The organism is Devosia soli (genome assembly GCF_000970455.1).
GTDB classification, from domain to species: Bacteria; Pseudomonadota; Alphaproteobacteria; order Rhizobiales; family Devosiaceae; genus Devosia; species Devosia soli.
Genome location: NZ_LAJG01000005.1, coordinates 397,790 through 422,111 on the forward strand (window position 1 = coordinate 397,790; position 24,322 = coordinate 422,111).

At 60.3% G+C, this 24,322-nt stretch carries 23 protein-coding genes; 10 read left to right on the forward strand and 13 right to left on the reverse strand.

Going from position 1 to position 24,322, the window contains the following annotated elements; translation table 11 throughout:
* Positions 1-119: 119 nt before the first annotated feature.
* The 3 genes from pyrE to rpoZ all read right to left on the reverse strand — a co-directional run bounded on the left by pyrE (position 120) and on the right by rpoZ (position 3,670).
* Positions 120-710: an orotate phosphoribosyltransferase gene (pyrE, locus tag VW35_RS02735; RefSeq protein WP_046141701.1), complete on the reverse strand. Its 591-nt coding sequence runs from the start codon at positions 708-710 to the stop codon at positions 120-122.
* A complete protein-coding gene (locus VW35_RS02740) occupies positions 700-2,982 on the reverse strand; it encodes a RelA/SpoT family protein (protein WP_046141438.1) in 2,283 nt (760 codons plus the stop codon). Before VW35_RS02740 ends, pyrE begins: the two co-directional genes overlap by 11 nt.
* Positions 2,983-3,301: 319 nt before the next feature.
* The gene (rpoZ, locus tag VW35_RS02745) at positions 3,302-3,670 is read right to left on the reverse strand and encodes a DNA-directed RNA polymerase subunit omega (protein WP_046141702.1); all 369 of its coding nucleotides are present in this window, start codon (positions 3,668-3,670) and stop codon (positions 3,302-3,304) included.
* 231 nt (positions 3,671-3,901) lie between these two features.
* Here rpoZ and VW35_RS02750 point away from each other — a divergent pair, with 231 nt between their 5' ends.
* Positions 3,902-4,453, forward strand: coding sequence for a LabA-like NYN domain-containing protein (locus VW35_RS02750; RefSeq protein WP_046141439.1), 552 nt, complete (start codon positions 3,902-3,904; stop codon positions 4,451-4,453).
* A gap of 203 nt (positions 4,454-4,656) precedes the next feature.
* Here VW35_RS02750 and smpB read toward each other — a convergent pair whose 3' ends face one another.
* On the reverse strand, positions 4,657-5,157 hold the full coding sequence (gene smpB, locus VW35_RS02755) for an SsrA-binding protein SmpB (protein WP_046141440.1): 501 nt from the start codon (positions 5,155-5,157) through the stop codon (positions 4,657-4,659).
* Between the two features lie 5 nt (positions 5,158-5,162).
* The gene (gene dapA, locus VW35_RS02760; RefSeq protein WP_046141441.1) at positions 5,163-6,038 is read right to left on the reverse strand and encodes a 4-hydroxy-tetrahydrodipicolinate synthase; all 876 of its coding nucleotides are present in this window, start codon (positions 6,036-6,038) and stop codon (positions 5,163-5,165) included.
* A 189-nt stretch (positions 6,039-6,227) separates the two neighbouring features.
* Here dapA and VW35_RS02765 point away from each other — a divergent pair, with 189 nt between their 5' ends.
* The gene (locus tag VW35_RS02765) at positions 6,228-7,169 is read left to right on the forward strand and encodes an alpha/beta fold hydrolase (protein ID WP_152662446.1); all 942 of its coding nucleotides are present in this window, start codon (positions 6,228-6,230) and stop codon (positions 7,167-7,169) included.
* On the opposite strand, the gene VW35_RS20365 is transcribed toward VW35_RS02765, so the two are convergent.
* Complete coding sequence (locus VW35_RS20365; protein WP_083982354.1) at positions 7,170-9,002, reverse strand: OmpA family protein; 1,833 nt, start codon at positions 9,000-9,002, stop codon at positions 7,170-7,172.
* Between the two features lie 142 nt (positions 9,003-9,144).
* Positions 9,145-10,572 (reverse strand): hypothetical protein, encoded by a 1,428-nt coding sequence (locus tag VW35_RS02775; protein WP_046141443.1) that lies wholly within the window; start codon positions 10,570-10,572, stop codon positions 9,145-9,147.
* Positions 10,573-10,974: 402 nt separating this feature from the next.
* Here VW35_RS02775 and VW35_RS02780 point away from each other — a divergent pair, with 402 nt between their 5' ends.
* Complete coding sequence (locus tag VW35_RS02780) at positions 10,975-11,715, forward strand: SDR family oxidoreductase (protein WP_046141444.1); 741 nt, start codon at positions 10,975-10,977, stop codon at positions 11,713-11,715.
* On the opposite strand, the gene nagA is transcribed toward VW35_RS02780, so the two are convergent.
* Genes nagA through VW35_RS02795 form a run of 3 tightly spaced genes read right to left on the reverse strand, consistent with a single transcriptional unit; the run spans position 11,697 to position 14,688 of the window.
* Positions 11,697-12,878 (reverse strand): N-acetylglucosamine-6-phosphate deacetylase, encoded by a 1,182-nt coding sequence (gene nagA / locus VW35_RS02785; RefSeq protein WP_046141445.1) that lies wholly within the window; start codon positions 12,876-12,878, stop codon positions 11,697-11,699. The two genes, VW35_RS02780 and nagA, sit on opposite strands and share 19 nt — an antisense overlap.
* Positions 12,875-13,903 (reverse strand): SIS domain-containing protein, encoded by a 1,029-nt coding sequence (locus VW35_RS02790; protein ID WP_046141446.1) that lies wholly within the window; start codon positions 13,901-13,903, stop codon positions 12,875-12,877. The genes nagA and VW35_RS02790 overlap by 4 nt, the downstream gene beginning before the upstream one ends.
* Positions 13,900-14,688 carry a GntR family transcriptional regulator gene (locus VW35_RS02795; RefSeq protein WP_046141447.1) on the reverse strand — a complete coding sequence of 263 codons (789 nt, stop codon included), beginning with the start codon at positions 14,686-14,688 and terminating at the stop codon, positions 13,900-13,902. Before VW35_RS02795 ends, VW35_RS02790 begins: the two co-directional genes overlap by 4 nt.
* A gap of 230 nt (positions 14,689-14,918) precedes the next feature.
* Between VW35_RS02795 and VW35_RS02800 the strand changes: the two genes are divergently transcribed.
* Both VW35_RS02800 and VW35_RS02805 read left to right on the forward strand, forming a co-directional pair.
* A complete protein-coding gene (locus tag VW35_RS02800; RefSeq protein WP_046141704.1) occupies positions 14,919-15,815 on the forward strand; it encodes an N-acetylmuramic acid 6-phosphate etherase in 897 nt (298 codons plus the stop codon).
* A 94-nt stretch (positions 15,816-15,909) separates the two neighbouring features.
* Positions 15,910-16,386 carry an SRPBCC family protein gene (locus VW35_RS02805; RefSeq protein ID WP_046141448.1) on the forward strand — a complete coding sequence of 159 codons (477 nt, stop codon included), beginning with the start codon at positions 15,910-15,912 and terminating at the stop codon, positions 16,384-16,386.
* Between the two features lie 148 nt (positions 16,387-16,534).
* Here the strand turns inward: VW35_RS02805 and VW35_RS02810 are convergent, their stop codons facing one another.
* The 3 genes from VW35_RS02810 to VW35_RS02820 form a co-directional block, all read right to left on the reverse strand.
* Entirely contained in the window at positions 16,535-17,635 is a 1,101-nt protein-coding gene (locus VW35_RS02810) for a M24 family metallopeptidase (RefSeq protein ID WP_046141705.1), read from the reverse strand.
* A 229-nt stretch (positions 17,636-17,864) separates the two neighbouring features.
* A complete protein-coding gene (locus VW35_RS02815; protein ID WP_046141449.1) occupies positions 17,865-19,448 on the reverse strand; it encodes an ABC transporter substrate-binding protein in 1,584 nt (527 codons plus the stop codon).
* A complete protein-coding gene (locus VW35_RS02820) occupies positions 19,445-20,119 on the reverse strand; it encodes a helix-turn-helix domain-containing protein (protein ID WP_046141450.1) in 675 nt (224 codons plus the stop codon). The genes VW35_RS02815 and VW35_RS02820 overlap by 4 nt, the downstream gene beginning before the upstream one ends.
* 204 nt (positions 20,120-20,323) lie before the next feature.
* Between VW35_RS02820 and VW35_RS02825 the strand changes: the two genes are divergently transcribed.
* From VW35_RS02825 to VW35_RS02845, 5 genes are read left to right on the forward strand one after another with little or no spacing between them, the layout of a single operon-like run.
* Complete coding sequence (locus VW35_RS02825; RefSeq protein WP_244465822.1) at positions 20,324-21,322, forward strand: ABC transporter permease; 999 nt, start codon at positions 20,324-20,326, stop codon at positions 21,320-21,322.
* Entirely contained in the window at positions 21,322-22,224 is a 903-nt protein-coding gene (locus tag VW35_RS02830; RefSeq protein WP_200896856.1) for an ABC transporter permease, read from the forward strand. The genes VW35_RS02825 and VW35_RS02830 overlap by 1 nt, the downstream gene beginning before the upstream one ends.
* A complete protein-coding gene (locus VW35_RS02835) occupies positions 22,221-23,057 on the forward strand; it encodes an ABC transporter ATP-binding protein (RefSeq protein WP_046141453.1) in 837 nt (278 codons plus the stop codon). Before VW35_RS02830 ends, VW35_RS02835 begins: the two co-directional genes overlap by 4 nt.
* Positions 23,054-23,785 (forward strand): ABC transporter ATP-binding protein, encoded by a 732-nt coding sequence (locus VW35_RS02840; RefSeq protein ID WP_046141706.1) that lies wholly within the window; start codon positions 23,054-23,056, stop codon positions 23,783-23,785. The genes VW35_RS02835 and VW35_RS02840 overlap by 4 nt, the downstream gene beginning before the upstream one ends.
* Before the next feature lie 27 nt (positions 23,786-23,812).
* Entirely contained in the window at positions 23,813-24,304 is a 492-nt protein-coding gene (locus tag VW35_RS02845; protein ID WP_046141454.1) for a GAF domain-containing protein, read from the forward strand.
* Positions 24,305-24,322 lie beyond the last annotated feature (18 nt).

The following is a 24,322-nucleotide window of genomic DNA, read 5'->3' on the forward strand; positions in this document are numbered from 1 at the left end:
CCCCACCTAGCCTCCCACTGGGAGGGGGAGGAATTGCGGCAGTGTTTGCCTCGATCTGCTGCCAACCACCACAGCGCCCCTCCCCCTCTCAGGGGGGGGCTGGGTGGGGGTGGACTTCGCTACTTCACGCCCTGAAGACCACGGCTCCCCGGCTTCACCGCTGGAATAGCGGCGAGCTCCGGCGGCAGTTGATCGGCCGGATAGGCGGGGACCTTGAACTCGATCAGCGATACGAGCGGCACGCCCATATCGGCTTCGCCGCCGGAGCGGTCGATGAGGCAGGCGGCGGCGACGACATTGGCGCCGATGGCACGCAGGGCCGCGACGCATTCGCGGATGGAAAGGCCAGTCGAGACGATGTCTTCGACGACGATCACCTTGTCATCGGGCGCAATCTCGAAACCGCGGCGGAGCTCGAACTGACCCTCGACACGTTCCGTATAGAGCGCGGGGAGACCAAGCTGGCGGGCGGTTTCATAGCCGGGAATTATGCCGCCGATTGCTGGGGAAACGACCTTGGTGACGCCTGGAACTTCGGCCTTGATCTTATCGGCCAGCGCCTTGCACAGCTTTTCGGTCTCGGCCGCGTATTGAAAGACCTTTGCCTTTTGCAGGAACAGCGGCGAGCGCAGGCCCGAAGAGAGAATGAAGTGGCCCTCGAGCAGCGCCCCGCACTTGCGGAAAATATCCAGCACTTCCTCAGTCTTCACGGCGCGCACTCCTGTCGATCTTGCCATCCCATTCGAGAGTCGAAATCATGCTCGCCTCGCGAATACCAGCCCGCTGGACGGCAGAAAGGCCCGGGCTGCGCTTGAGCGTTGCCAGAACATCGGTCAATTGCGCAAGATCGCGGACTTCGATTTCGAAAATCATCTGGTGGAAGTCAGGCGAAATCATCCGCATGACGAGATTGTTGATGTTGGCGTCGCAAGAGGCGATGGCCGAGGAAATCTGGGCGAGAGAGCCGGGCTTGTTCACCGATTCCATTGATATGACGGTGGGATAGAGCTGATCCCGCGTCGCCGACACGTCCCAGCGCACATCGACCCAGGCGACGTCGCCATCGTGCTTTTCGATCAAGGCATCCGAGTGGATGGGATAGACCGTGATCGGCGCATTGGGCTCAAGAATGCCCACCAGCCGATCGCCGGGTACCACGCCCTCGCCGGACAGAATGACCGGAGTATGGAAATCGAGCTGGGCCAGCGCCGCCTTGGCTGCCGGGCCCGCATTCTGGCCGCCGGGCACGCGGAACTTGAACTGATTGGTGGCGCGCAGGGCGAACCAGCCGTCGGCGGTGTCGGCCACGGGCAGATCGAGCTTCCGGCGGCGCTTGCGGATACCTTTGACCTTGGCCAGCGCATTGCCGAGGTCCTCGCTGCCAACCTTGCCTTCACCGACTGCGATCAACATTTCCCGGCGCCCCGGATGGCCCAGTTCGTCGGCCAGCGTCTTGGTTTCGGCGTCGTCGAGCATGACGCCTTCGCGCTCGAGCATCATGTTCAGCACGTGTTCGCCGAGCGCCAGCGCGCGCTGCATCGACGACTGACGCACGGCTCGCCGAATGGCGGCCCGCGCCTTGCCTGTAGCGGCAATGCCGATCCAGTTGCTGGGCGGGCGATGGTTCTGGTCGCGCAGGATTTCGACTTCATCGCCCGAGCGCAGCTGGGTAACGAGCGGCAGGATGAGACCGTTGATCTTGGCGCCGACGCAGGTATCCCCGATGTCGGTATGGAGCGCATAGGCAAAGTCGATCGGCGTCGCCCCGCGCGGCAGGGCGATCAGGCGCCCCCGCGGGGTGAAGCAGAAGACCTGATCCTGAAACAGTTCGAGCTTGGTATATTCGAGGAAATCTTCCGCCGAAATGCCCGAGGTCAGGTGGCTGATCGATTGGCGCAGCGAGCCATATGCCTGGGATTCGTTCTCGATGCGCGAGAGGTTGGCCGAAGCGCCGTCCTTATAGAGCGCATGGGCGGCGATGCCGAATTCGGCGATGCGGTCCATTTCCTCGGTGCGGATCTGCAGTTCGACACGCTGGCGGCTTGGGCCGACGATCGTCGTGTGGATCGAGCGATAGTCGTTGTGCTTGGGGACCGAGATATAGTCCTTGAAACGCCCCGGCACGACTTTCCATGTCGTGTGGATGAGGCCAACCGTGCGGTAGCATTCTTCGAGCGAACCAACGATGACGCGAAAACCGATCATGTCCGAAAGCTGCTCGAGCGCGATCGACTTGCGCTGGATCTTCGAGAAGATCGAATAGGGCGACTTCACGCGGGCCTTGACGCGGGCAGTGATGCCCTCGGCGCCAAGCCGCTCGGTGAGCTCGCGCGTGATGGTGTCGATCGTTTCCTTGTTTTCGGCTTGCAGCTGCTCGAGCCGCTCGATGATTGCCTTGTAGTGGTCGGGCTGGAGAATGCGGAAAGAGAGGTCTTCAAGCTCGTTGCGCATATCCTGCATACCCATGCGGCCCGCAAGCGGGGCATAGATATCCATGGTTTCCTGCGCGATGCGCTGCTGCTTGTCCGCGCGCATATATTGCAGGGTGCGCATATTGTGCAGGCGGTCGGCGAGCTTGACGAGGAGGACGCGGACATCCTGGCTGATGGCAAGAAGCAGCTTGCGCAGGTTTTCCGCCTGCGCTTCCTCGCGGCTCATGAGATTGAGCCGTTCGATCTTGGTCAGGCCATCGACGATGGTGGCAATTTCACCGCCAAAGATCTGGTCGATCTCGGCACGCGTGGCGTCGGTGTCCTCAACCGTGTCATGGAGCAAGCCGACAGCGATCGAAGCGTCGTCGAGCTTGAGCTCGGTGAGAATGGCTGCAACTTCGAGAGGGTGGTTGAAGTAAGGGTCGCCGGAGGCGCGCTTTTGCGAGCCATGTTTTTGCATGGCGTAGACATAGGCCTTATTCAACAACTGCTCGTCGGCGTTCGGGTTATAGGCCTGAACGCGTTCAACGAGCTCATACTGACGCATCATGGAAGTCGCCGCTCTCGGAACAGTCCATACTTAGCGCGTTGATGGGAAATGGGAAGGGCGGGGATGGACGGTTTCAGTCCGGGTTGCAAAAAACCCGCGAGGCCGACGGCGAGAGCGGCTCAAGCTCGTAATCTATCGCGCACTATTTTCGGCCGTCACCACGAGGCTTGTCCAGGTGGTCCATGCGAAGGCGAGGTGGATTGCCGGGACAAGCCCGGCAATAGATTGAGGGAAGGTTTTAAACCTCAAGTTCGGCGTCCGAAACAAAACACCCCCGGTTTTCGCCGAGGGTGTCTCAAACTCGCAAAGCCAGGACGACTTAGTCGTCGCGGCGCTCCGGCGGAGCCAGGCTTTCGATGCCGCGAAGAAGCTCTTCTTCGCTGATGGTATCGAAGTTGATCGAATCGTCGTCGCCGGCGCTTTCGATCAGTGGAGCTGCATGGCTTTCCGGCTCGTCGACTTCCACATACTTCTGCAGCGAGTGGATGAGGTCTTCATGCAGGTCATCCGGCGAGATGGTGCCGTCGCCGATTTCGCGCAGGGCCACGACAGGGTTCTTGTCGTTGTCGCGCGGGACGGTGATCTGGGCGCCGGAGGAAATCATGCGCGCACGATGAGCGGCCATGAGCACGAGGTCGAAGCGATTGTCGACCTTTTCGATGCAGTCTTCAACGGTGACGCGGGCCACGAACGTCTCCAAATTTGGGGGAGAAAGACCTTGCCATATACTGCATGACCAGCTTTGGCAACCCATTGATAACCGATGGCGCCACTTGCCTACCCGGTGCGCGCAAAATATACGGAAACCGAACTTAAGCCGATTGCGGCACGGTGAGATTTGTTCACCGCCTGCCTGCTTGCTTGAGAACGGCAAACTGATATTACTTTGTGTTATTTCATTGGAGACTTTTCAAAACCCATGTCTGTAGATCCCCGGGAAAAGATTGCCCTCTTCATTGATGGCGCCAACCTCTATGCGACATCGAAAGCTATCGGCATCGATATCGATTACCGCAAGCTATTGACCGAATTCAGCGGCAAGGCCTATCTGCTGCGCGCTAATTATTACACCGCCCTCGTCGAGGACCAGGAATATTCTTCCATCCGCCCCTTGATCGATTGGCTGGACTACAACGGCTACACCGTCGTCACCAAGCCTGCCAAGGAGTTTACCGACACGCTTGGCCGGCGGAAGATCAAGGGCAATATGGATATCGAGCTTTGCGTCGATGCGCTCGAGCTCTCGCCCTATTTCGATCATCTGATCCTTTTTTCCGGCGACGGGGACTTCACCGCGCTTGTCGCGGCGCTGCAGCGCAAGGGCAAGCGCGTCACGGTCGTTTCGACTTTGACGACCTCGACGCCTATGATTTCGGATGATCTTCGCCGGCAGGCGGACTTTTTCCTCGATGTCGCTGAATTGGCAAAGACGGTGGGCCGTCCGCAGGTGCAGAGGCCGACCGAGGCCTGAGCTGCCAGACCCAAGCACTCCTCACCCTCGGGCTTGACCCGGGGGCGCGGATGTCCTGGCGGCATCTTTATTGAAATCTCCCCGGCTCACGCCCGAGGATGGCGTCTGGGGGTGGCGGAAGCGCGCCGCCATCCGAATATAGCGCTTTGCTGCCTCAACCCTGGATCACGCCACTGCAGTGATCTTGCCCGAGCGGCCTTGGGCTAACCCCGGCCGCCCTCTTTCATGATGCGCGCCTTATCGCGGTTCCAGTCGCGATCGCGGCTCGTGGCGCGCTTGTCATAATTCTTTTTGCCCTTGCCAAGGCCGATCAGCAGCTTGGCCCGGCCCTGATCGTTGAAGAACAGTTTGAGCGGCACGATGGTGTTGCCGGCGCGCGAAACTTCCTGATCGAGGCGGGCGAGCTGCTTCTTGCTCACCAGCAGTTTGCGCGGGCGCTTTTCGACATGATTGAAGCGGTTGGCCTGCAGATATTCCGGAATATGGGCGTTGATCAGCCAGAGCTCGCCTTTTTCCGGGGAGGCATAGGATTCGGCGATCTGCGCCTTGCCGAGGCGCAATGACTTGACCTCGGTACCGGTCAGGACAATACCGGCCTCGAGAGTTTCGCCGATTTCATAATCAAAGCGCGCGCGTCGGTTTTCAGCCACGAGGCCGTGACTGATCCATCCATTCTTGTTCTTGTCGTTTTTCGGAGTTGCCATAAGCTTTAGATAAGGCCCGCATGGACCAATGCAAAGTCCACCGCTTCTTCCGTCGCCTTGGCACCAGGGACCAGCGGCAGACGCAGCTCATTGGCGCAAAGCCCAAGGCGGCTCGCAGCATATTTGACGGCGGTTGGATTGGGCTCGAGGAAGAGGTTCTTGTGGAGGTGGACGAGCTTGTCCTGAACGGCAAGCGCACCGGCATAATCGCCCGCCAGGGACTTGTCCTGCATCTCCGCGCAAAGCCGCGGCGCCACATTGGATGTCACCGAAATGCAGCCATGGCCGCCATGGGCATTGAAGCCGAGCGCAGTCATGTCCTCGCCCGAGAGCAAGATGAAATCGTCGCCCAACTTGGCGCGCTGCAGGCTCGCCCGGCCCATATCGGCCGTCGCATCCTTGACGCCGATGATATTGGAATGGGCATCGCGAAGGCGGGCGATGGTGTCGATGGTCAAATCGACCACCGTGCGTCCCGGGACGCTGTAGAGAACAACAGGAATGCCGATCGCTTTGGCGACAGCCGAGAAATGCTGGAAGAGGCCTTCCTGGTTCGGCTTGTTGTAGTAGGGCACGACGGAGAGAACTGCGTCTGCCCCGCACTTTTCGGCGAAGCGGGCGAGATCGACCGCTTCAGCGGTGGAATTGGAGCCGGCGCCAGCGATCACAGGAACGCGCTTATTGGCAACTTCGACGCAGATTTCGACGACGCGCCGATGCTCTTCGTGGCTGACGGTGGGGCTTTCTCCGGTCGTGCCGACAGGCACCAGACCGTGCGTGCCTTCTGCAATCTGCCAATCGACAAAGCTGGCGAAGGCTTTCTCATCCACGGCCCCGTCGCGCAGGGGAGTGATGAGTGCCGTAATCGAACCACGCAGCATTTTGCCGATATTCCCTATTTGGCCCGGATTTCCGGGCATGCGATGTGAGTGAGCGGCCCGCGCGCGGGGCCATTGGAGACCGGCACCATACTTTCAACCGGCGCCTGCGACAAGGCGAATGGCAATTGTCGGCAAGGGCTTGATCGATAGCGCCGTCCGTGGGCAAAAGAACGGCGAGGGAGACCGCAATTGCCCAGCAAGCGCTTCGTGCCGCCAGACCATAAAGCCTTCGCGCCCTTCCCCATCGCGCGGATCGAAACGCGCAATCCTACTGTTTGCGCGGCTGTGCATGTGACCGCTCCATTGGGACGTGGCCCCCTGCCGCTCGTCTGTCTGGCGGGCCTTCATCGCAACATGGCCGATTTCACCGATTTCGTCGCCTATTTCGGCCGCATCACCGGCGGACAGCGACCGACCATCCTGATCGATCTTCCGGGGCGCGGACGGGCAGACGATCGGACCAAGGCGAGTGACTACAGCACACTCAACGATGCACGGGATGTTGCCGACATACTTGCAGCGCTCGGCGTTACCCGCGCTGTTGTATTGGGGCAAGGCCATGGTGGGCAGGTCGCCATGGCACTCGCAGCCCATCACCCTTTGCTGCTGAGCGGAACAGTTCTTCTCGATGCAGGCCCCGTCGTCGATTCGCGCGGTATCGTGCGCCTGCGCAACAACCTCGCGCATATCCACTCGCTGCGCGGCCAGAAGCGCGTAACTGCAGGCTTCCGCCGCATGCTGGCCGGCGATTATCCCGAATTGGGCGAAGAAGCGCTCGATGCCTTGGCGGCGCGCAGTCACATCATCGACAAACGCGGCCGCGCAAAGGGGCTTTTCGACGAGCGCCTCCTCGCGCCGCTGGCCGATATCGGCTTTGACGATGTTCTGACTCCACAATGGGCGCTTTTCGACGCCTTGCGCCCCATCCCGCTTATGATCCTTCGCACGCAGCTGACCGATCAGCTGCGGCGGGAAACCTATGAGGAGATGGTTCGCCGCCGCCCCGATGCAGATGCCCTGACCATTGCCGGCCAGGGCTCCCCTGCCCTTTTCGATCAGCTGGACGAGATCGAAGCGGTCGCCAACTTCATGGCCACGCTCGAAAGCAAGTCCAGGAGCCGGGCTGCCTGATCAGTCGGCGTGGACCGATACGACGATGCGCCGATTTTGTGCCTTGCCGGCTGGCGTGCCGTTATCGGCGACGGGCTGGGATTCGCCGAAGCCGACGGCATAGAGCCGTTCAGTCGCAACACCGAGGCCGACAAGCGCGGTGACGACCGCCTCGGCGCGCGCCACGGACAACGCCAGATTGGCCGCCGCCTCGCCATCGGCATCGGTATGGCCGGCCACGTCGATCGCTACGCCGGGACATTGCGCCACGGCCGTCGCAACCGCCTGCAAGGCCGGCCCGGTCCCTTCAGCCAAAATGGCCGCGCCCGAACGGAAAAGGATGGCATTCTGCGCAGACAGATCCGCCAGCGTTGCGCGGCAGCGCTCGATCGCGGCAGCATCGGTCGTGGCAACCTGCGGCGCCGGTTGTGGCGCCGCCGCATCGGAAGCACTGTTCTCGGCGGTGACTTCGGACGTGTCGCCGTTTGCCGGAAGGTCGGACACGTGGTCTTCCGTGGCCATCCCAGGCACTGCTCCCTCTGAAGTCACCTCGGGCACTTGGTCCCCAGCAGTCACCGCGCTCGGTTCGTCCTCAGCTGCAGCTGCTGCCGACTCTGGCAATGCGGGGTCAGCAGGATTTGCAACCTGAGCGGACGTCTCTTGCTCGTTGGCTACCGATGCCACTGCCGGAGCTGCGGGCTCATCAACTGTTACGGTCCAGGCATCCGCCGGCGCCGCCAGGTTCTGCCGGATGACTTCCGTCGCCCCTGCCGCCTCACCGTCACCTTCGACATACCACTTTGCTCCATCGAATCCGACAGAGCCAGTCTCCAGAAGATTGAGGGCATCGACGGCGGAAAGGGCGTGCGTGATGAAGCCGTCGGGGGCGGACGGCGCGATCGTCGTCCGGTCGGAGAGGCCATCGCCGAGCCGTGCAGCCAAAACGCGTTGCATTGCCTCCGTAGGTAAGCTCCCGGTTAACGTAACGTTACCCGAAGCCGCCTTTTCCGCCTTCCAGACGTAGGGTTGCGCATCGGCCTGCCGTGGCTCCGAAAGTGCCAGGCTCCACCCCGATTCCGCCAGATGATTGCTGGTAAAAGCCGCCTCGATCGAGCGCGCATTCGACGCCGTCGCGGGCTCGCCAGACAGCGTCCACCGGCCGTTTTCCAGCTTGATCTCGCCCTCTGCAAGAAGCGCCAGAAGCGGCATGGTCGTATCGAGCATAGCCTCAAAATTCAGCGGTTCTCCCGAGGCAAACCGCAACATAGAGCTCGATCGCGTGCCAGCCATGGACAGGATGCGCTGTTCGATTTCAGGATCAGGAATTGAGCCGGAAAGGATAGTGTTTCCATTGGGTTGTCGCCTTGCCGAGAAGGTATAGCGATCAACCCTTGGCGCCTGAATTTCAGCCTTCGCGAGAATAATGCCTGCCGGCAATTTGCCCGCCAAACTCGACCGGAGAGCAATGAAATCAGCCTGTGATGCGGCTACACCGCTGATCGTCAAAACCGACCCGCGAAGCGCGAAACGACTCTCCGAAAGGCGCTGGATGGCTTCGAGACCAAATGAAACAGCCGCGGCGTATTCCGCCGGCGCGCCGCTTCCGAGCTTGAGCCAATTGATATCAGCATTGGACGTTTGGGCAAAACTGTCGCGAGTTTTTGCGTCCGGCGCAAACCCGTCAAAGACCAGGACGCCGCCTTCCTGGCGCGTCACGCTGACCCAATAATCGCTGACTTTTGGCGGCGGAACGTCAATGACTGACGAAACAGCCAGTGCTGGCAGCGCGAATCCGGCGCTCAAGACCAGGGCAGAAACGCTCGTTAATGCCAGTGCACGTAGGTCAAGTTTCATAGATCAGTCCTGGAGTTGCCGCTTTGGCCAATAGCTTAGGTGATTTGACCTGCTGAAAAAAGGCGAAGGCCTTTTTCCAAATCATAAAAGCAGAAAGGCCCGGCTTGCGCCGGGCCTTTCCAATTGGAAACCAAAGCTTCGATTATTCGAAGGACTTGGCAGCCTTGAAGGTGACCTTGTAGGCGTTCTCGGAGTTGACTTCGCCCTTGAGGGACGAGGTGAAACCACCGCCCGGAGCCCAAGCGAGTTCGGCAGCACCGTAGAACACGGAGTCGTTGGCGAATGCCGGGTTGTCGGCAATTGCGTTACCGAAGTAGCCGCCGATTTCACCAGTCATCTTGATAGTTTCGGTGACCGCTGCGACGAGCTGAGCAGCAACCTGCCAGGTCGACTTGTCGCCACCGATGACGGTGTTGGTGTCGTCGAAGAAGTAACGAGCACCGAGGTTGATAGCAACGCCTTCGGTGACGTTGACGCCGATGGAGCCGCCGAAGCCGTAGTCGGTGTAATCACCAACGTTACCGGTGTCAGCGTTTGCCGGAGCATTGCGGACGTTAGCAACTTCACCCGACAGAGCGATCTTGAAGAGGTCGAAGGTGCCCTCAACGCTGGCGAGACCATTGAGGATGTCAGCAGTAGTGCCCTTAAAGTTTTCGCGGTACGCAATAGCACCACGAACCTTGAAGGCGTCGAAGGTGCCGGTGGCACCAGCGTGCAGTGCCCATTCCTGGACGTTGCCATCGAGGATGCCGAAGGCAGCGCCGGTCAGGTGAGCAGTGATGCCTTCACCAGCGTAGGAGACCACGCCAACGAGGGTACCAGCGCGAGCGGCGTTAGCAGCAGTGTAACCATTCTGGAAACCAGTTGCACCGGCATTCGGGGTTTCGTCGTTGAGATTTTCAAGACCAACACCGACGTTCACGCCGTTTCCGAGATCGGAAACAACCTGGATGACGTGACCGCCGAGGCGGGTGTCGTCACCATCGATACCAACACCCTTGCCGTCGATGGCATCGGAGTTGAAGAGGCCGAGGTAGTTGAATGGTTCGTCGTCGCCGAGGTTGGCGATCGAGCCCTTCTTACCAGCCATGATCACGGTTGTGTCACCAACCGAAACATAAGCTTCGTCGATGTAGAGACCAACGCGCTCACCGTCGTTGTCAAACACCGGGCCGAGAGCAGCAGTGTTGTTGACACGGTTCAGGTCGACTTCCTTGATCTTGATCACTGCCTTGGCAGGACCGAAATCGGAGTCAGCGGTGCCAACGGCCTTGAGCCAGGCTTCGACCTTGGTGGCCCAGTCAGCACCGGCGTTGTCAATCGGGATGTTGCGGTTGCCATCAAAGGTACCGGCAACAGCACCTTCGGTGCGGTAGTCGCCGATGGCGAATTCATACGAAACGCCGCCCGAGAGCTGCAGGCAGTTGGTGTCGGACGAGATGGTCAGACCCGAAAGACCGAGAGCGTCGCAGACGTCCAGCGAGGTAAGAACACCGAGATCGGCAGCATAACCAGCGGTCGAGAGACCAGCGGCGGCAACAGAACCGAGGATAAGGCTCTTGAGTTTCATTAGTTGACCTCCAAAGTCAGTCATTTGGTGCCGGTTACCCAGCGGTTTGTCGAAACGCGACCACACTATTCGTGGTGCAGTGTGTTGCCGTCGCGTTGCGACCGACAAACGATCCCATGCATGGATTCGCAAGACCCACTCTACGCATGCCGAACGAGGACGCAATCACGCAAATCCGGATTTGGGCGCGCCACAATATGGTTGCGTTTCGGATGTTGCAGATTCAGCACACAGATGGAAACCTCCTGTTAAGAGGTCTGAAGAAGCCCTTAAAAATCCCGGTTTGCCGGGCCTTTTGATATCATGGGGAAAGCAGATGGCTTGGGAACCCAACTCATTTGACAGCGAGATGCGCTTGCCCGACACATGGCGCAAGCGTGACCATCTTGTGGAGGAACCGACGTGGAAAGTACCAGAATCGCACTTGTGACGGGTGGCACGTCTGGCATCGGAAAGGCCGTCGCCCTTGGTTTGGCAGAAGCGGGCTGGGCGGTCACCATCTGCGGGAGACGGGCAGACCTCGTCGCTGAAATGTCTCGCAGCCACGGCATTGATGGGGTCGTCTGCGACGTGACCGATCCGAATTCGGTCGAGAATCTTTTTGCCCTGATACGCTCAAGATACGGACGTCTCGATCTTGCCTTCAACAATGCCGGCCGTTTTGCGCCAGCTCGGCCGTTCGGTGACATCGACGTCTCGGTTTGGCGGGAAATGATGGACACCAACCTCAACGGCGCCTTCTATGTGGCGCGCGAAGCCTTTCGGCTCATGCGCAAACAAAGCCCACAAGGCGGCCGGATCATCAATAATGGCTCGATTTCGGCCTATGTGCCGCGCCCGCAGGCTGCCTCTTATACAACGTCGAAGCATGCAATCACGGGTTTGACCAAGGCGATCTCACTCGATGGCCGAGCCTACAATATCGCCTGCGGGCAGATCGACATCGGGAACGCAGCGACGGATATGACCAGCCAGATGAACTCCGGCTCGCTGCAGGCCAATGGGACGATGATGCCGGAGCCGACATTCGATGTGGCCCATGTTGTCGATGCGGTCAGATACATGGCTGCGCTGCCGCTTTCGGCCAATGTGCAGTTCATGACCGTCATGGCAACCAACATGCCCTATATCGGTCGTGGCTGAGCCCCGGCGCGGTAAACTTCCACGCCATCGATCCAGGTCGCCTGCACTGCCCGGTCTTCAGATAAGTGAACGAAACTGGCGCGGGCGCCGGAGTGCAGATGGCCGTAGGTGTCGCTCAACCCCATTGCCTCTGCGGGATAGAGCGACGCCATGCGGACGCTTTCGTCGATCGAGAGCTCCATGACGTCGACCATGAAGTTGACGGCATCGATCATGTCGAGGTCTGCCCCGGCAAGGGTTCCGTCCGCCAGTCTCAGCGCACCGTCGGCACGCGTGATGAGGCGGCCATTGAGCGTCAGCGTCTGAATATCGGTTCCTGTTTGCGACATGGCATCAGTCACGAGAAACACCCTCCCGTCCCCGCGCTTGGCTCTTAACGCCACACCGATACTGGCCGGATGGACGTGGATGCCATCGGCAATCAGACCTGCATAGACATGGGGATGGTCAAGCACTGCGCCCACGACTCCAGGCTCGCGATTGCCTATCTGGCTCATGGCGTTGAAGAGATGAGTGGCCATAGTCGCGCCTGCAGCGAACGCTTCGCTCACATCGCTATAATTGGCATCCGAGTGACCAATGCTGACGATCGCGCCAGCTTCGGACAGTCTCGCGATCTGTTCAGGCGATACCGTTTCGGCCGCGACCGTGCAGAGGAGGTTCGGCAAGTTGGCTGCCGCTTCGATGAGGCGGTCGAGATCGCTCTCGTCCATCGGGCGAATAAGGGCTGCGTCGTGCGTGCCCTTGCGAGCGAGGGAAAGGTGTGGTCCCTCCAGATGTAGCCCGATGAAACCGGGCACTTGCGCAGTTGATGCTGCGACACCCGCAGCGATAGCGGCAATGTTGACGGCCACAGTGTCGGTAATCAGGGTCGGCAAGAGTGCCGTGGTGCCGAACTGGGCGTGCGCTGAACAAATGGTGCGGATGGTGTGGAGCGAGGGGTCGTTGTTGAACAAGACCCCGCCACCGCCATTGACCTGAAGGTCGATGAAGCCAGGGACTATCATCCCGCCCTCGAGATCGACCCGCGTGGCATGGGCGGGAATATCGCTTTGGCGGACGATGCCGGCGACCTCGCCGAATTCGATCAGGAGGGCTGCATCGTCGTGCCAGGCTTGGCTGTCGAAAATGCGCGCGCCGAAAACCGCCAGCAGATCGCTCATACCGTTTCCGTAACCTTCTTGAGCGCTGGCGGCACGTCCGGGTTCAGGCCGCGATGTCGCGACAAGGCTTCGACGAAGCCATAGAAGGAGACGATCAACGCCAGCGGGTCGGTGATAGGGTGACCCGTTGCAGCGAAGGCGAGCGGCTTGGCCGCGCCTGGGCGATCGCTGGTAAGGAATGCCAGGGCACCCTGTCCTGCAAGCTTATGCGCCATATCAGCAACCGATGCTTCTGCCGCATCGCGAGCGGCGAGGCCGAGCACCGGGTAGCCCGGCGTCACGATCGCTACCGGGCCGTGCATCACCTCGGCGGCACTGTATGACTCGGCCTGGATATTGCAGGTTTCCTTGAATTTGAGCGCGGCTTCATTGGCGATGGCAAAGCCCGGGCCGCGTCCGAGGACGTAAAGCGCGTTGTGTCCATCGAGCGCATTGATCATCTCAGACCAATCGCAGCCCACCGCCTTAACGAGATTTTCAGGCAGGGCTTCGATAGCACGCGTCAAACCGGCGTCGCCGCTCCATCGCGCCAGAAGCGCGAGACCGGCAACGACGGAAGCCACGAAGGTCTTTGTCGCGGCAACGCTCTTTTCCGGACCGGCATGGAGATCGATGGTGAAATCGCTGGCCTCGGCAAGCGGTGAATCGGCGGTGTTGGTGATGGCGATTGTCGTAGCCCCGGAGCGGCGCGCCGATTGCGCCATGCCGACGATGTCCGGACTTTTCCCGGATTGGGAAATGGCGATCGATGCCGCTTTCCCGAGACGCAAGTCCTTGCCGTAGATCGAGGCGACGGACGGACCGATGGAAGCGACCGGAACACCCACGGTGAGCTCGATCGCATATTTCAGATACGAACAGGCATGATCGGAAGACCCGCGCGCGACAGTTGCAATAAGGGCCGGGTCGAGTTGGCGCAGGCGCGCAGCGGCGGCGTCGAGCGATGGAGCCGACTGGGTCAAAAAGCGTGCGATGACTTCGGGAATCTCATCCACTTCGCGGCGCATGTGGGTCTGGTCAATCATGGCTTTGCTGCTCCGTTGGCGGAAGCTTCGCCCAGCCGAAGTTCGGCGACGAAGTCGTACATATCGCCCCGATAAATGGAGCGGGTGAATTCAATGACGCGGCCCGAGGCCAGGTAGGATGTGCGCTCGATGTTGAGGCCGGCCGATCCGACGGGCACCTGAAGGAGGCGCGCATCATCTTCGGCAAGATTGGCGGCGCGAATGCGCTGGATGGCGCGGATCGGGCGATTGCCTGACAGGTCGAGGTGCTTATAGAGCGAGTCGCCAATTCCTTGCGGATCAGGGAGAATGACGCCTGATAAGGCAGCGCGTTCGATGGCCAGCGGCATATCGCCAGTCAGGCGCAGGCGAGAGATGCGCGCCACTTTCTCCCCGGCGGAAAGCCCGAGAATGACGGTTTCTTCCGGGGAGGGAACGTAAAGGCCGCGATCAAGCCATTCCGCCCGCACTGCCATGCCGCGGCGCGCCATATCTTCGGTAAAGGACGTGAGCTGGGACAGCGACTGCTCGACGCGGTGCGTTTCCGGCGCAACAAACGTGCCCGAGCCGTGACGCTGAACGAGAACACCTTCCTGCACGAGTTGTGCAACGGCCTTTCGAACCGTCACCCGCGACACATCGACCTTGGTCGCAAGATCGCGTTCTGATGGCAAAGCGTCGCCAGCGTTGATTGCGCCATTTTTTATGGCATCTTCTATCCAGCGTTTGAGCTGGAGGTAGAGTGGGCCTCCAGTCGGCAGGCTGACAGGTCTATCGGAAAAGAACGTTTCGGACGTCTCAGCCACGCTTGCTCTCCCCCTTCTGACGTCATCTCAAACCGACCCATATATGCGATTGGGCCCGAGAAAATACAATACCAATAAAATACCATTCGCAAAGTCGAATTTTCAGCACCTCAACAGTTTGGACTGGAAATGCTGGGCTGACTTCGACAAACCTCAGGACGGCTTATGGCGCGCGGTCCGCTGCTGGACAAGTGGTATTTTTTTGGCATTATCCGGCCAAGGAGTTTTCCATGGCCGAAAGACAGACTGAGAAGCGCCACCATGCAGCGGATGGCCTCGAATTGCGCGCACCGACCGATATCCTGTCATTGCTCGCAAAAGGTCAAGCGGAGGCAGCGGCAAGCGTCGCGTTGGCCGTGGACGAAATTGCGCGCGCAAGCGAGATGAGCGCGAACGCGATCAGGTCCGGCGGGCGGCTGATCTATGCAGCGGCTGGCAGCTCAGGCCTGATGGCCTTGGCTGACGCGCTCGAACTGCCCGGGACATATGGCATCCGCCGGGAACAGATCGTCGTCATCCTAGCAGGGGGGATGGAATCTCTCGTCAACATGATCGGCGGCCCGGAAGATGACGGCGATGCTGCGAAGAAGGCCATTGAAGATCTGTCGCCCAGCGATAGGGATTGCGTGATCGGCATCACCGCGAGCGGAGAGACGCCCTTCCCCGTTGCTGCCCTTCAGGCGGCGCGCAGAGCCGGCGCAAAAACGGTCGGATTATCCAATAATTCCGGCGCCGCCATTCTCGAAACTGCCGACGTTGGGATATGCCTTCCGACACCCCCGGAAGTCATTGCAGGATCGACGCGCATGGGGGCAGGAACAGCGCAAAAGATCGCGCTCAACATGCTCTCGACGCTGATGGCGATACATCTTGGGCATGTGCACGACGGCTTCATGGTTAACGTGATTGCGGACAATCTTAAGCTGCAGCAACGGGCGCGGGGCATTGTCGCTGCCATTGCACATACGGGGGAAGATAAGGCGGCCGAAGCGCTGGCGAAAAGCCAGGGTGATGTCAAACCAGCCGTTTTGATCGCGGCAGGGGCACGCGACTTAACTGAGGCTCAAGCGATGCTAAAAGCGCATGACGGGCATTTGCGTCCTGCCCTGCGCGCGCTGCAACGCTAGAAAGCCTTTCGGCAAACAAAAATATCGATTGGAAATGTCGAACCGGCCGTGATCCTTTCGTCGTGAGTGCAGACGCCAACAATCGAGGACGAAAATGAGCATTGACAACACGATAGACAGCGAACGCGACCTGGTTCTTACCCGGCTGATCGATGCTCCACCCGAAGCGGTTTATCGCTGCTGGACCGAGCCGGTATTGATGACGCAGTGGTTTGCGCCCAAGCCGTGGTCAACGCCAAGAGCGACACTTGATCTGCGCGTTGGCGGCGGTACTGAAGTGGTAATGGCTGATGAACAGGGCAACGAATACCCAAATCCGGGTCAATATCTGGAAGTGATCCCCAACAAGAAGCTAGTTTTCACCGACGCCTATGTCGGGGATTGGAAGCCATCGGGAAAGCCGTTCTTCACCTGCACGCTGACATTCGAGAATGAAGGCGGCAAGACACGATATACGGCAGTCGCGCGGCACTGGACCAAGGAAGACAAAGAAGCCCACGAAAAGATGGGGTTCCACGAGGGCTGGGGCATGGTTGCTGCGCAGCTTGAGGACGTCGCGAAGGGGCTCTGAGCGCCTCACGCTAAATCGTGGCTCACTCACCCACTTCAATCCTCCCCCACCAAAGGGGGAGGTGTGGATCGAGTTGGGGGAACTATTTCGTCACGATCACCATCCGGCGCCTCCCGCTTGGAAGGGGTGGATGAGAGGGGCTGACAGCTTACCCAGCAGCCACCGCCGTGCGGGGCATCTCAGAAAAAATCTCGGCCTTACCGTTGCGGATGATGACGATTTCCTCGAGACGCACGCCGAACTGGCCCTGGAGATAGATGCCGGGCTCGATGGAGAAGACCATGCCTTCGTCGAGCACGGTTTCGCTGGTGCCGGTGATATAGGGCGCTTCGTGGACGTCGATGCCGAGGCCGTGGCCGGTACGGTGCAGGAAATTAGGGCCGTAGCCGGCAGCGGTGATCACATCGCGCGCGGCCTTGTCGACTTCGCTGGCGACGACACCGGGTTTTGCGGCGGCAATGGCGGCTTCCACGGCGCGGTCGATGATCGAGTGGATCTGACCGTAGCCTTCGGGCGGCGCCTCAAAATAGCCCATGCGGGTCATGTCCGACGGATAGCCATCGAGGCGGCAACCGGTATCTATCAGCACGGCATCGCCGGATTTGAGCTGGGTCGCGCCGGTGTGGTGATGGGGGAAGGCGCCATTCGGGCCGAAACAGACCGAGCAGAATTCGGTGGTGGCGCCGTTGGCCTTGTAGAAATCGCCGATGTAGGCGGCGACCTCGAGCTCGGTCATCCCAGGTTTGAGCGCGGCAAAAGCGGCCTCGACGGCGCGGTCGTTGAGGAGATGCGCGGCCTTTAGGCGCTTGTATTCGTCTTCGTCCTTGCGCGAACGCAGATAGCCGACCGTATCCTGGGTGAAGCGACGCTTGGCGCCCGGAAGCGCATCGAGCAGCAACAGGGAAAAGTCGGTGCGCATTGTTTCGTCAAGGACGATCGACGGGTTTTCGCGCGAAATGCCTGTAGCGTCGATCAGTTGTTCGAGCGCGGCGCTCGGGCCATCGGCATCGGCCCAGGGAAAGAACGGCAGGTCTGTGTGCTGGCGCGAGCTATCGACGTTGAGCGCCGGCATCAGGAAGCCGGCATAGGTCTGGCTCACGAGCAACATGACCGGGCGCTCATCGCCGTGGGGCGAGAGATCGGCCAGCCAGCGCATGTGGCTCGAGGGGCCGATAGCAACGAGATCGGTCGAGGTCTCGGCCATGCGGCGGCGGAGATTGGCCATGCGGGTGGTGAGCGTGGGATTCATGACGGGCTCGCGGAATTGGGAATGGTGGGCGGAGCCGGACGGGAGGAGGATGCCCGGCTCCGCAGGCGGCGGCACGAGGGACTTGTCGCCGCCAAGGATGGTCGCGGAGTGGGCTCCGCAAAATGACTTCCCGTTTATCGTCATTGCCGGGCTTGTCCCGGCAATCCATCCTGCCTCGCTATGGACCACCGGGACAAGCCCGGTGGTGACGATTGGGGGTAAGGTCGACCTAGTTCTTGGTCACGAGGCGGTAGTAGACGAAGTCCGAGGTCGCGCCGTTGACATAGCCTTCCACGTTGTTCGCCATGGCAATCGTGAGGGCAGCCTGGAACATGATGACGATCGGGCTTTCGGCCTGAACCTTCTTCTGCAGGTCGATATAGAGCTCGTTGCGCTTTGCCTGATCGGGCTCGGCGAGAGCGGCATTGACCTCGTCGTTCATTTCAGCCGGCACGGCCCAAGCGTTACGCCAGGTCGTGGTTGCCTGATAGTTGGCATCTGAATTGTCGGAATTGTACGCGAAGGCCTTGGCATTCGAATGCGGGTCCATGAAGTCCGGGCCCCAATAGAGCAGCATGGCCTGGTGGGTACGCTCGCGATACTTTGTGATCACCTGGGCGCCGGTGCCGGGCAGGATTTCGAAGTTGATGCCGGCTTCCGCAAAGCCAGCCTGCAGGGACTGGGCTATGTCGGTGAACGGGGTCGAGTTGATCACGTCGAGGGTGACGTTGATCGGGGTTTCGACACCGGCGTCAGCCAGGATCTGCTTGGCCTTTTCGACGTCATAGGTGAACGGGGTTTCGTCATAGGAACCCGGAAACCCCTTGGGCCAGAAAGCCTGATGCTTTTCCATCTGGCCTTTTAGGAAAGTCTCGGTCATTCCGTCATAGTCGACGAGGTAACGCGCGGCTTCCCAGACGGCCGGATTGGTCAGCGAGTCGGTCTTCTGGTTGAACGACAGGAAGTGGACGGCGGCCTGCGGGTATGTCTCGACCTTAACGTTGTCGCCCAGGCCCGAGATCTGGTCCGGGGTCAGGTTCTTGGCGATGTCGACGTCGCCCGAGGTCAGCAGAAGCTGCTGGGTGGCGGCTTCGGCAACGTGGCGGATGAGGATCTGCTTCATGGCGGGCACGCCACGGAAGTAATTCTCGTTGGCGGTGAGGCGCACGAGTTCAGCCGGACGGTAGTCGGTCATCACGAACGGGCCGGAACCGGCCGAGTTGGTATTGAGCCAGGCATTGCCCCAATCTTCGCCTTCGACATGCTGGGAGACCAGCACTTCGTCAACGATCGAGGCCGGGCGGGCGGCAAGCACGTTGAGCACGAAGGCAGAAGCGAAATCGCCATCCCACTTCACGGTGACGGTGTTGCCGTCAACGGTCACCATCTCGTCGATGTTTTCCGGGGTCCAGCCGAGTTGAGTCAGGATGAAGGCCGGGGTCAGGTTGAGCGTGACGACGCGCTTGAAGGAATAAAGCACGTCTTCGGCGCGGACCGGATTGCCCGAGGCAAACTTGGCATCGCGGATGGTAAAAGTGATCGACTTATTGGCGTCGTCAGCTTCCCAGCTTTCGGCAATGCCGCCGACGAGCTTGGAGGTATCTTCGGCTTCGTACTGGACGAGGCGGTCATAGACATTGGTGTTGATCTCGCCGGCCGAGAATTCATAGGCCTGGGCGGGGTCGAGCGCGACGATATCGTCGATGTTCTGGGCAATAACCAGGGCATCGGCCGGGGTGGCGGCATAGGCGGCGCCCGCTGCCAGCGGCAGGCTGAGCGCAGTCGCCAACAGGGCGGCGCGGAAGAGCTTCATGTGCGTTTCTCCTTTGAATTGACTTTTTTGCGAACCGGCTTGTTAGCGCCGGTTTTTGGTTTCGCTGCCAGCTGGCGTGCCGGGCGGGCGCTGGAGCGGAAAAGGGCGAGCGTGCCTGTCCACAAGAGACGGGCCGGCTGATCGGTGGGGTTGGACCAGGAATGGGGGCGGTTGCCGCGGAAATGCAGGCTATCGCCCGCATGCATGACCATCTCCTCGCCATCGAGACGCTGGGTGATGGCGCCCTCGAGAACGTAGAGAATTTCTTCGCCCTCATGAGACACTGTCTCCGAGCGATAGCCGGGCGGCACGACCATGACGAAACTCGAAAGCTGGTTGCCCGGGAATTCGGCGCCGAGACGCTCATAAACGATGGAGGAGCCATTGATCGAGAAGCGGTTGCGCTCGCCTGCCCGCGTCAGCGCATTGTGCGGCGCGGGGGTTGCGACGAAATAGTCGATGGAAACGCCAAGCGCCCGCGAAATCTGGGCGAGCGTGCCGAGCGATGGCGTGGCATGGTCGCGCTCGACCTGGCTGAGATAGCCGACCGAAACTTCGGCGGCAGCACCCAATTCCATCAGCGTCATCTGCTGCTGGCGGCGACGGGCACGAATGAGCGCACCCACTTTCGGGTGCCCCTCATCCTCTTTTGCCAAAGCGTTTTGCGCCATGCGTGCCACCAAAATTTTTTTGATATAAGCAAAGTTTCTTGTATGGTGGAAGTGAAATGTGAAGGTTTTGCAATCTGCAGGAGAGTCAGCCTGCGGATCTAAAATCTTGTTATTGCGAGAGGATTTCGCATGACAACTGACCAGTCGGCGTTACCCTCGCCTGCGCCTGGAAATTTTGCCGGCAGACGCGCTCGCCGCCGCGCCATGGCCGTTGGCGGATTTCTGATTACGCTTTTCCTCACCTTTTTGGGGCTGCTCGCTATAACCTTCTTCATCGGCCGGGTGATCCCGATCGATCCGGTGCTCGCGGTGGTGGGGGACCGGGCGACGCAGGCGCAATACGACGCTGCTAAGATCGCCATGGGACTCGACCGGCCGCTCTACGAGCAGTTTTTCACCTATGTGGTGAACGTCTTTTCTGGCGATCTCGGGCGCTCTGTTTCGACGGGCCGGGCGGTTGCGGATGATCTCAGCCGGTTCTTTCCAGCCACCTTTGAAATGGCCACCCTCGGCATTCTGATTGGCGTTGCGCTCGGCGTGCCGCTCGGTGTCACTGCCGCGGCGCGGCAGGGGTCTTGGCTTGATCAGGCCATCCGTGTCGTGGGTCTTCTCGGATACTCCGTACCCGCCTTCTGGCTTGGACTCGTGGGGTTGGCGCTATTTTATGCGCGATTGCGCTGGGTTGGCGGACCGGGGCGGCTCGACATTTTCTATGATGGGCTCGTGTCGCCCGTCACCGGCATGATCCTGATAGACAGCCTGCTGGCCGGCGAGATCGACATCTTCTGGAACGCCGTGTGGCACATTATCCTGCCCGCGTCGGTGCTGGGCTTTTTCAGCCTCGCCTATATTGCGCGCATGACGCGCAGCTTCATGCTCGATCAGCTAAGCCAGGAGTTCGTCACGACCGCACGCGTCAAAGGCGTGCCGGAACAGGTCGTGATCTGGCGTCACGCTTTCAACCCGATCCGCGTGCCGCTGATCACCGTTATCGGGCTCTCCTATGCAGGGCTCCTCGAAGGCTCTGTGATGATCGAGACGGTCTTTTCCTGGCCCGGCATCGGCAATTACCTGACGACGGCGCTGCTCAATGCCGACATGAACGCGGTTCTTGGATCGACATTGGTCATCGGCGCGGTGTTCATCGTCATCAATAAAGTTTCGGACGTGCTTTACCGCGTCCTCGATCCGAGGGCTCGCTGATGACGACGCGTGACTGGCTTCTTGCCGATTCCCCGACCTCACGCTGGCAGGCCAATGCCGGGCGCGCCTATCGGGTGTTTACCGCCCTGCTCCGCAATCCGCTTTCGGTGTTGGGCGGTGTCATTATCTTGGTCCTTTTGCTGACAGCCTTGTTCGCACCTTGGATCGCGCCGTTTTCGCCGACCGGACAAAGCTTGGCCGACCGGTTGTTGCCGCCATCGGGCGAACACTGGATGGGAACGGATGAACTCGGGCGCGATATTTTCTCCCGAGTGGTCTGGGGTTCGCAGATCACGCTGACAATCGTGCTGCTGGTGGCGCTGATCTCAGCCCCGCTTGGCCTCCTGATCGGGGCGATCTCAGGCTATTTCGGGGGCTGGGTCGACAAAATCCTAATGGGCTTTACCGACATCTTCCTGTCGCTGCCGAAACTTATCCTCGCACTGGCGTTCGTGGCGGCGCTCGGGCCGGGCATCAACAATGCCATCATCGCCATCGCCATCACCTCGTGGCCGGCCTATGCGCGTATTGCACGAGCGGAAACGCTGACCATTCGTAATGCCGAGTACATTTCAGCCGTGCAATTGGCCGGGGCGGGCCCGATCCGCGTCATCGTCCAGCACATCCTGCCGCTTTGTACGTCCTCCATGATCATCCGCGTGACCCTCGACATGGCCGGCGTCATCCTGACCGCCGCAGGCCTGGGCTTCATCGGTCTCGGCGCACAGCCGCCGCTGCCGGAATGGGGCGCGATGATTTCGCGTGGCCGTACCTTCATTCTCGATCAGTGGTGGGTCGCGACCATGCCCGGCTTTGCCATCATCATCGTCTCGCTCGGCTTCTGCTTCCTTGGCGACGGTTTGCGCGACGTGCTCGATCCCAAGAGCGAGGGCAAGTCATGAGCACTCCCCTCCTCGAAGTCGAAAACCTGCGCGTTTCGTTTCCGACCCATTCCGGTCGCGTCGAAGTGGTGAAGGGACTCTCCTTCACCCTTGGTCGCGAGCGGTTGGGTATTGTGGGCGAGAGCGGGTCGGGCAAGTCGATGACGGGCCGCTCGATCCTGAAACTCATCCGCAAGCCGGGCGAAGTGACTGCGGACAAGTTGCGTTTTGAGGGGATCGACATCCTCGACCAGAACGAAAAGCAGATGCGCGCCATTCGCGGCGCTCGGATTTCCATGGTCATGCAGGACCCGAAATTCTCGCTCAATCCGGTGATGACCGTGGGCGAGCAGATTGCCGAAGCGTTGGTGACGCACCAGAAACTTGGGCGAAAGGAAGTGCAGCAGCGCATTCTCGACATGCTGACCGCCGTGCGCATCAACGATCCCGAGCGCGTGGCAAAGCTCTATCCGCACGAGGTTTCGGGCGGCATGGGGCAGCGCATCATGATCGCCATGATGCTGATCCCTGAGCCAGAATTGCTGATCGCCGACGAGCCGACTTCGGCGCTCGACGTTTCCGTGCAGGCGCAGGTGCTCGATATCATCGACGATCTCGTCACACGCAAAGGGATGGGCCTGATCCTCATCAGTCACGACCTGGCGCTCGTCAGCCGCTATTGCGACCGGATCTTGGTCATGAATGCCGGGCGCGTTGTGGAAGAGTGCGCGGCACGCGAACTCGATAAGGCGCAACACCCCTATACCCGAGGGCTCCTCGCAGCCATGCCGGTGATCGACGAAACACGCGACGAATTGCCGGTGCTCGACCGGACACAATGGGCGGGCACATGAGCGCACTTACCCTCAAGAACCTCGACATTTCCTATGGCGACACCAAGGTCGTGCATGGGGTGAATCTCGACGTGCCGGAAGGCGAGAGCTTTGCGCTCGTGGGCGAAAGCGGGTCGGGCAAATCGACGATTTTGCGCGCCATTGCCGGGCTGGCCCCGGAATGGACTGGCGAAATCTCGGTCCTCGGCAAGCCACGCACCCATGGCGTTGATCGCAACGTGTCGCGCCAAGTGCAGATGGTGTTCCAGGACCCTTATGGGTCGCTGCATCCCCGAAAAACCATCGACTCTGCGCTCTCCGAACCGCTGGCCATTCACGGCATCGGCAATCGCGGAGAGCGGGTTGAAGCGGTGCTCAAGCAGGTTGGGCTCGACCAGCGTTTTCGCTTCCGCTTCCCGCACCAGCTTTCGGGTGGGCAGCGCCAGCGTGTCGCCATTGCCCGGGCGCTGATGCTCGAGCCCAAGGTGTTGCTGCTCGATGAGCCGACTTCGGCGCTCGACGTTTCGGTGCAGGCGGAAATCCTCAATTTGCTGAAACGCCTGCGTCGTGAGCAGAACCTCACCTTCCTGATGGTGACGCATAACCTGCCCGTCGTGAGCTTCCTATGCGACCGCCTCGCCGTCATGCGGCATGGCCGGATCGTCGAGATTGCCGACGTCGCCCAGCTTAAGCAGGGCGACCTCAAAGAGCCCTATTCGCGCGAATTGCTCGCCGCGACGGCGGCATGAAGATTTTTTTGACCAAGGACTATTCCAATGACTGACCATTCCGCCGCCCTCGCCGCGTTCGATGCGGCTATCGCCAAGGCCAAGGGTGTCGAAGCCGCTTTCGCCGCGCTGCAGACGCTGACCGAAGCGACCGTGGGCGTGAAGCTCTTCACCTATATGACCGTCGACATGGAAAATGAACTGGCCCGCCGTGCCTATACGAGCGATGCCGCCAGCTACCCGACTTCGGGCACCAAGCCGATCCACTATGACGCGTGGTTCGACATCGTGCACAAGCAGCACGCCTATTTCGTCGCCAACACGATCGAAGACATCGCCAAGGTGTTTCCCGACTATGAGCTGATCAACTCGCTCGGCTGCCAGTCGGTGGTGAACATGCCGGTCATTCTCGGTGGCGAACTGGTTGGTACGGTCAATATGCTGCACGAGACGAATTTTTATACGCCAGAGCGCGTGGCAGAGATCAAGGCAGTGCTGTCGATCCCGGCGAAGCTCGCCGCGGCGGTCGCTGCGCGCTGAGCTTGAAGTTCATATAGA